General features: G+C 69.5%; 4 protein-coding genes and 1 pseudogene. 4 read left to right on the top strand and 1 reads right to left on the bottom strand.

All coding sequences use genetic code 11. The annotated features are described in order from the left end of the window. Positions 1 to 223 (top strand): annotated as a pseudogene (locus HC022_RS20270) (sarcosine oxidase subunit beta); the annotation flags it as partial. A gap of 53 nt (positions 224 to 276) precedes the next feature. Here HC022_RS20270 and HC022_RS20265 read toward each other — a convergent pair. After that, positions 277 to 681, bottom strand: coding sequence for a hypothetical protein (locus HC022_RS20265; RefSeq protein ID WP_254885190.1), 405 nt, complete (start codon positions 679 to 681; stop codon positions 277 to 279). A 236-nt stretch (positions 682 to 917) separates the two neighbouring features. Between HC022_RS20265 and HC022_RS20260 the strand changes: the two genes are divergently transcribed. From HC022_RS20260 to HC022_RS20250, 3 genes are all read left to right on the top strand, one after another. Then, positions 918 to 1,211: a hypothetical protein gene (locus tag HC022_RS20260; protein WP_110476874.1), complete on the top strand. Its 294-nt coding sequence runs from the start codon at positions 918 to 920 to the stop codon at positions 1,209 to 1,211. 99 nt (positions 1,212 to 1,310) lie between these two features. Then, positions 1,311 to 1,634 carry a sarcosine oxidase subunit delta gene (locus HC022_RS20255; RefSeq protein WP_089955801.1) on the top strand — a complete coding sequence of 108 codons (324 nt, stop codon included), beginning with the start codon at positions 1,311 to 1,313 and terminating at the stop codon, positions 1,632 to 1,634. Between the two features lie 100 nt (positions 1,635 to 1,734). After that, a partial coding sequence (locus HC022_RS20250; RefSeq protein WP_167453623.1) for a 2Fe-2S iron-sulfur cluster-binding protein occupies positions 1,735 to 4,246 on the top strand: 2,512 nt, incomplete at its 3' end.

Below are 4,246 nucleotides of genomic sequence, written 5' to 3'. Positions count from 1 at the left end.
GACGGGCGACCGCTCGCCGATCCTGTCGACCACGCCGCTCGAGGGTTGCTTCATCAACTGCGGCTGGGGCACCGGCGGCTTCAAGGCGATCCCGGGATCGGGCTGGGGCTTTGCCGAGCTGATGGCCAAGGGCCACTCGCCGCTCACCGAGGCATTCGGTCTGAACCGCTTCCGCGAGGGCCGCTTCATCGACGAGAGCGTGGCGGCAGGGGTGGCGCATTGAGCGCCCCTGCGGCGCAGATGTGGGCGCCGGTGCAGAACCGGCGCGTCGGGCGCCTACTTGCCGACCATGGCGCGGCGGAGCTGGAAGGCCGAGGGCGCCGTCAGGCCGACGAGCCCGGACAGCGTGCCGTGGCCGTCGTTGCAGGGCGGGTTCCAGCTGTGGATGAACTCGCGCGCGATCAGGGCGCGGTCTTCGGGCCGTGCGAGCGGCAGCCCGCCCACGGTGTCGAAGCCGAGCGCCAGCGCCCGGTCCCACGGGCCGCCCGGGCGGCGGTCGTGTCCGAGCTGGCTTGCCATCCGGTCGCTCTCGCCCACGTAGAGCACCTGCGCCTGCAGCGAGCGCCCCTCGGGCATGCGCAGGAACAGGTAGACCGCCCCGGTGTCGGTGAAGGCCGTGTCGGGGGTGAAGAGCTCGACGGGATAGTCGCGCCCGCGGTGGCTCGTCAGTGTGAGGGTCATCAGCCTGCTCATGTCTCTGCCTTTTCTCTTTGCCTCCCGGCCAAGGTAGGGACCGATCACGGTCTGACGGTTAACGGCGTTCCGGCGACGAAGAGAAAACCGCCTCACTTTCGTGTTTGCCGGAAAATTGCGCGGTCGCTCCGGCAAAATCCTGCCGAAGTGGCGCCCGGAGTACGGAACAGGAGCGTGAAAACCGGCGTTCTCCCTGCAGACATCACATGTACGGGAGCCTTTCCATGTCCGACCCCACCACTGATCCGGCGCGCAACAACACCACTACGACCACCACAACGACCAAGTCCGGCGGCAACGCGGGCATTGCCTTCATCGTCGGCATTCTCGTCGTCGTCGTGGCCGTCCTGGCGTATATCGTCTTCGGCGGAGACACCGGTGGCACCGCGGACACCAGCGGCGACGTCAACGTCACCATCGAAGGCGCGGGCGACGCAGCCCAGGACGCCGGCCAGGCCATTGAAGGCGCGGCCGACGCCGTCGAAGGTGCTGCTGAATCGGCGACCGACGGCCAGTAACGCCCGACCCACAGACCCGACCACCCCGGAACCCGGCGCCGCGTCCCTCATCGCGGTGACCGGGTTCCTGCGTTTCACGACCCTCGACGGAGGTGCCCCTTGCTGATCCTTCACTGTCCCTGCTGCGGCATCGACGCCGCCGAGATCGAACTGGCGCCCGGAGGCGAGGCCCACCTCAAACGCGAGGGGCCGGGCAGCGACGATGCCGCATTCGAGACCTATCTCTTCACCCGCGAGAACCCCAAGGGCGTCGTGCTCGAACGCTGGCGCCATGCCTATGGCTGCGGCAAGTGGTTCCTTGCGGCGCGCGACAGCGTGACGATGGAGGTCTACGGCACCTATGCCGCCCAGACCCACGCACCGCCGCAGGAGATCCGCGACCGCATCGCCGCGCGCCATCCCGACTGGGGGCAGGGCGCCTGATGCGGCTTCCGGCTGAGACTATTCCCGGGGACAGCGCGCTGCGGCGCGCATGGGGCCAGAGCGCCCCGATCCCCGCCAATGACATGACGAAAGGCTGGGCATGAGCACGAGACTCGCCAGAGGCGGCCGCTTCACGGACCGCAGCAAGCAGTTCGGTTTCACCTTTAACGGCAAGCGCTTCACCGGCTACGCGGGGGACACGCTGGCCTCTGCGCTTCTGGCGAATGACCAGATGCTGATGGGGCGCAGCTTCAAGTACCACCGGCCGCGCGGCGTGGTGGCCTCGGGCGCCGAGGAACCCAATGCGCTGGTGGGGCTGGGCGAGGGCGCCCGCTTCGAGCCGGACCAGCGCGTCACCACGACCGAGCTCTTCGACGGGCTGGTGGCGGACAGCCAGAACCACTGGCCCTCGCTCGACTTCGACGTGGGCGGCGTCAACGCCAAGCTTTCGCGCTTCCTGCCGGCGGGCTTCTACTACAAGACCTTCCTCTGGCCGCGGGCCTTCTGGAAACACGTCTACGAGCCGGTGATCCGCCAGTCCGCGGGTCTCGGCAAGGCGCCCCACCCCGAGGTGCGCGATGCCGACCGCTACGAGCATTTCCACGCCCATGTCGATCTGCTGGTGATCGGCGGCGGCGTTGCCGGGCTGCAGGCGGCGAAGTCCGCCGCGCTTGCCGGCGCGCAGGTGCTGCTGCTCGAGCAGACCGCGCATTGGGGCGGCCGCACGCCGGTCGACGGCGGCAGCATCGACGGGCACGACCCCGAGGCATGGGTGGCGCAGACCGTGGCCGAGCTTGAGGCCATGCCCAACGTGCGGCTGCGGCTGCGCTGCATGGGGGCGGGGATCTACGATCACGCCTACGCGCTGGGCTACGAGCGTCTCACCGATCACCGACCGGGTGCCGAGGGGCCACGGCACCGACTGTGGCGGATCCGCGCGAAGCAGACCCTTCCCGCCACCGGCGCCATCGAGCGGCCGCTGAGCTTTGCCGGCAACGACATTCCGGGCGTCATGCTGGCCTCGGCGGTGCGCGACTACGTGGTGAACTGGGGTGTGACCCCCGGCGACCGCACCGTGGTGGTCACCAACAACGACGACGCCTACCGCACCGCGATCACGCTCAAGCAGGCGGGGCTCGAAGTGCCGGTGATCCTCGACGCGCGGCCCATGGGGGGCGGCGCGCTGATGGAGGAGGCGCGCGCGCTCGGCATCCGCGTAGAGCCCGGCCGTGGCATCGCCAGGGTGCTGGGCGGCAAACGGGTGACCGGAGTCGCGACCTGCATCCAGAACGGGCAGGGCGCCATGCTCGAGGAAATCCCCTGCGACGCGGTGGCGATGTCCGGCGGCTGGTCGCCGGTGGTGCACCTCTGGTCCCACTGCGGCGGCAAGCTCGCCTGGGACGAGAAGGGCGCCTTCTTCCGCCCCGACCCCGCTCGCGCGCCCTCGGGCGCCGACGGCAAGCCCTTCATGAGTGTCGCCGGCGCCGCCAACGGCCACCTGACGCTGCAGGCGGCGCTGGCCTGCGCCGATGGTGCGGGCAATGCGGCGGCCGAGGCTCTGGGCCATGACTTCGACGAGACCGAGGCCCCGAGCGCCGAGGCCGCCCCCGAGGCGCCGCTCGCCCCGGTCTGGCTGATGCCGCAGGGCGCCAGCGCCGACCTGCGCATGAAGGCCTTCCTCGACTACCAGAACGACGTGAAGGTCTCGGACGTGCAGCTCGCCGCCCGCGAAGGCTACGAGAGTGTCGAGCACACCAAGCGCTACACCACGCTCGGCATGGCGACCGATCAGGGCAAGCTCTCGAACATCAACGGGCTCGCGGTCCTTTCGGACGCGCTCGGCACGCCGATCCCGCAGGTGGGCACCACCACCTTCCGCCCGCCCTACACGCCGATCAGCTTTGGCGCGATCGCGGGCGAGGCGCGGGGCGAGATCTTCCAGCCGTTGCGCCGCACGCCGATGCACGCGTGGCACGAGGCCAACCACGCCGCGTGGGAGCCGGTGGGCCAGTGGCGCCGGCCCTACTGCTACCCGAAGCCGGGCGAGAGCAAGCACAAGGCGGTGGAGCGCGAGATCAACGCCACCCGCGCGAGCCTCGGCGTGCTCGACGCCTCGACGCTGGGCAAGATCCTCGTAAAGGGGCCCGACGCGGGCCGCTTCCTCGACATGATGTACACCAACATGAGGTCGACCCTGCCGGTCGGGAAATGCCGCTACGGGCTCATGTGCAACGAGAACGGCTTTCTGATGGACGACGGCGTCGTGGTGCGCCTCTCCGAGGACAGCTGGCTCTGCCACACCACCTCGGGCGGCGCCGACCACGTGCATGCCCACATGGAAGACTGGCTGCAGTGCGAATGGTGGGACTGGAAGGTCTATACCGCCAACCTCACCGAGCAATACGCGCAGGTTGCGGTTGTTGGCCCCAATGCCCGCAAGCTGCTGGAAAAGCTCGGCGGCATGGATGTCTCGAAGGAGACGCTGCCCTTCATGACCTGGGCCGAGGGCACGCTGGCGGACACGCCGGTGCGGGTCTACCGGATCTCGTTCTCGGGCGAGCTCTCCTACGAGATCGCCATCCCCGCGAACCGCGGCCGGGCGTTCTGGAACC

Origin of the sequence: Salipiger sp. HF18 (genome assembly GCF_011806505.1) — a bacterium.
Lineage (GTDB): Bacteria > Pseudomonadota > Alphaproteobacteria > Rhodobacterales > Rhodobacteraceae > Salipiger > Salipiger thiooxidans.
The sequence above is the reverse complement of the archived record's forward strand: the minus strand, read 5'-3'. Positions and strand labels throughout refer to the sequence as shown.

Excerpts from the sequence above, each read along its gene's own strand:
- HC022_RS20265 (WP_254885190.1), bottom strand. The coding sequence starts at position 681 with ATGACCCTCACACTGACGAGCCACCGCGGGCGCGACTATCCCGTCGAG.
- HC022_RS20260 (WP_110476874.1), top strand. The coding sequence starts at position 918 with ATGTCCGACCCCACCACTGATCCGGCGCGCAACAACACCACTACGACC.